Annotated in this window: 3 protein-coding genes; all 3 read left to right on the top strand. The window is 56.1% G+C overall.

The genetic code is table 11. The features are described from left to right. Positions 1-231 precede the first annotated feature (231 nt). From pyrR to HY768_09440, 3 genes are read left to right on the top strand one after another with little or no spacing between them, the layout of a single operon-like run. Entirely contained in the window at positions 232-786 is a 555-nt protein-coding gene (gene pyrR, locus HY768_09450; protein ID MBI4727423.1) for a bifunctional pyr operon transcriptional regulator/uracil phosphoribosyltransferase PyrR, read from the top strand. Beyond that, positions 773-1726 carry an aspartate carbamoyltransferase catalytic subunit gene (locus HY768_09445; GenBank protein MBI4727422.1) on the top strand — a complete coding sequence of 318 codons (954 nt, stop codon included), beginning with the start codon at positions 773-775 and terminating at the stop codon, positions 1724-1726. The genes pyrR and HY768_09445 overlap by 14 nt, the downstream gene beginning before the upstream one ends. Before the next feature lies 1 nt (position 1727). Then, on the top strand, positions 1728-3062 hold the full coding sequence (locus tag HY768_09440; GenBank protein ID MBI4727421.1) for a dihydroorotase: 1335 nt from the start codon (positions 1728-1730) through the stop codon (positions 3060-3062). Positions 3063-3258 lie beyond the last annotated feature (196 nt).

Genomic DNA, 3258 nt, shown 5'->3' with positions numbered 1-3258 from the left:
TGGTAAAATCGCAAAACCGAAATATACTAAAACTTCCGTCAGAGTATATATCAAAAGCAACCATAGACGGTATTATTAAAAGAATCGATAGCATTCGATCACGATAATTCAACTGGTTTGCAAAATTATTTATAGGACTATACTCCTGAAACTCAATGTTTGCGCGGATTGTTGTTTCAGGAAGATACAATTAACGCTTTTTTCAGGTAATAAATAACCAACGGAGGGACCATGACCAAGCAAAAAGCCGTCATCATGGACGACCAGCAGATGGAGCGGGCCCTGATGCGCATAACCCACGAGATCCTGGAGCGCAATAAGGGAGTGTCCGAGCTGGTAATCGTGGGCATCAAGCGGCGGGGAGACACTTTGGGCAGGTTCATAGCCAAAACGCTGAGTGATATTGAGAAGACCCCAGTGCCATACGGCGCGCTGGACATCACCTTTTACCGCGACGACCTGCAGACCATAGCCCACCAGCCGGTGGTCAATCAGACCGAGATCAGTTTTGACCTGACCAACAAGGTAGTGGTGCTGGTGGACGACGTGCTGTACACCGGGCGTACGGTGCGGGCGGCCATAGACGAACTGCTGGACTTTGGGCGGCCCAAGCGGATAGAGCTGGCGGTGCTGATAGACCGGGGCCACCGGGAACTGCCGATCAAGGCCGATTACGTGGGCAAGAACGTGCCCACCGCACACACCGAGATCATCGGGGTCCGGACGGTGGAGGAGGACGGCCAGCAGCAGGTAATCATTAAGGAGCAGGACAATGAAGTGGAGTAAAAAAGACCTTTTGGACCTGGAGTCTCTCAATAAAGAAGAGATCTCGATGATACTGGACACCGCCCGCAGCTTCCGGGAGATCCTGGACCGGCCGGTGAAAAAAGTCCCGATCTTAAGGGGCAAGACGGTGGTCAACATGTTCTTTGAACCCTCCACCCGGACCTCGGCCAGCTTCGACATGGCGGCCAAGCGGCTGATGGCCGACACCGTCAACATCTCGCCCAAGACCTCGGCCGTCCAGAAGGGAGAGACCCTTTTAGATACGGCGCGCAACCTGGAGGCCATGAAGATAGACCTGGTGGTGATCCGCCACTCCTCGTCCGGCGCTCCACACTTTCTGGCCTCGCGCATCAAGGCCGGGGTGATCAACGCCGGCGACGGACAGCACGCCCATCCCACCCAGGGACTTTTGGACATGTTCACCATCAGGGAAAAAAGGGGCAAGTTAGAAGGCTTGAATGTTCTGATAGTCGGCGACGTCACCCACTCCCGGGTGGCCCGCTCCGATATTCACGGGCTTTTGAAGATGGGGGCCAAGGTCTCGGTCTGCGGGCCGTCCACCCTGATCCCGATGGGCATCCAGGACCTGGGAGTCAAAGTCTACTACGATCTGGACCAGGCCTTGGCCGAAGCCGATGTGGTCAACGTCCTGCGTCTGCAGTTGGAGCGACAGAAGAAGGGGCTGCTGCCCTCCCTGCGCGAATACTCCCAGCTGTTCTGCATTACCGGAGAAAGACTGAAAAAAACCAAGCCCGGCATCACCGTGATGCATCCCGGTCCCATGAACCGGGGAGTGGAAATCGAGCCGGCGGTGGCCGATGGAGCAAGCTCCGTGATCCTGGACCAGGTAACCAACGGGGTGGCGGTGCGGATGGCGGTGCTTTATTTACTGACCGGGGGCGAAGGTTCGGTTTCGGAAGCCATTAAGAAGGAGGCCTAAGATGAAAGAACTTAAAATCCAAAAAGCAGAAGACAGACTAATCATTAAGAACGGGCGGGTGATAGATCCGGCCAATAAGCGGGACGAAGCAACGGACATCGTGATCAAAGACGGAGTGATCGAGAGCATCGAGAAATCCGATAATGCAAAATCCGGTGCCCAGGTCATAGACGCCACGGGGCTGATCATTACGCCGGGGTTCTTTGACATGCATGTTCACTTCCGCGAGCCGGGCCGCGAGGACGAGGAGACCATCGAGACCGGGTCGCTGGCCGCGGCTGCCGGAGGCTTTACCGGGGTGGCCTGCATGCCCAACACCACGCCGGTGGTGGAGAACCAGGGGATAGTCCAATTAGTGAAATCGCGCCAGACCGCCTACTGCGGTATTTATCCGGTGGGCGCCGTCACCAAGGGGCTGGAATGCCAGGAACTGGCCGAGATGGGCGACATGTTCCACGCCGGGGCGGTGGCGGTCTCGGACGACGGCAAGCCCGTCACCAACTCCAACCTGATGCGCCGGGCTTTGGACTATTGCCGGATGTTCGACATCCCGGTGATCTCCCATTGCGAGGATCTTTTCCTTTCGGCCGACGGGGCCATGAACGAGGGCGCGCTGGCAACCAAGCTGGGCCTAAGGGGGATACCCAACGTCGCCGAAAGCTCCATGGCTTACCGCGATGCCCAACTGGCGGCCCTGACCGGCGGACGGCTGCACATAGCCCATGTCTCCTGCGCCGAGACGGTGGAGGTGGTGCGCCAGGCCAAGCGCCGGGGAATAAAGATCACGGCCGAGACCTGTCCCCACTATTTTATTTTGACCGAGGACGCGGTGAAGGGCTACAGCGAGATGACCCGGGTCAACCCGCCGCTGCGGGGCCAGGCCGATGTCCAGGCCATCCTGGAGGGTCTTGAGGACGGAACCATAGACTGCATCGTGACCGACCACGCGCCTCATTCCCACGAGGAAAAGGAGGTGGAGTTCGACCAGGCCCCCACCGGGATGATAGGACTGGAGACCTCGCTGGGGTTGTGCTGGACCCACCTGGTGGAGACTGGCGTCCTGACCCCTTCGCAGTTGGTGGAAAAAATGTCGCTCAATCCCCGGAACATTCTGAAAATTGGAAATGGTTCGGCAGTCGGGTCTGGCGCCGGTCTCACCACAGGTGGGAAAATAGAGATTGGAAAAATAGCGGACCTTACTGTATTTGATCCCCAAAGTAAATGGACGGTGGATCCGGAGGAATTCTTCTCCAAGAGCCGCAACACCCCGTTCAAGGGCTTTGAACTTACCGGTAAAACAGTGATGACCGTGTTGAACGGAAACATCATCAGATAATAGAAACAAACGTTACGGAGACACGCCAGAGTCAGAGTCAGAGTCACAAACCAAATGGCTTTGTTGCGTGAATAAGGGGTAATTTGGTATAATCTGGCTATGATTAACGAACTGAAAGGGGCCAGAAGGTGAAAACATCGCTCAACAATCAAAAAGGCATCACACATAAAACCAAGAAAAAGGCCCGGTATAAAAT

The sequence above is a fragment of the candidate division TA06 bacterium genome, assembly GCA_016208585.1.
Taxonomy (GTDB): Bacteria; Edwardsbacteria; AC1; order AC1; family EtOH8; genus UBA5202.
The sequence above is the reverse complement of the archived record's forward strand: the minus strand, read 5'-3'. Positions and strand labels throughout refer to the sequence as shown.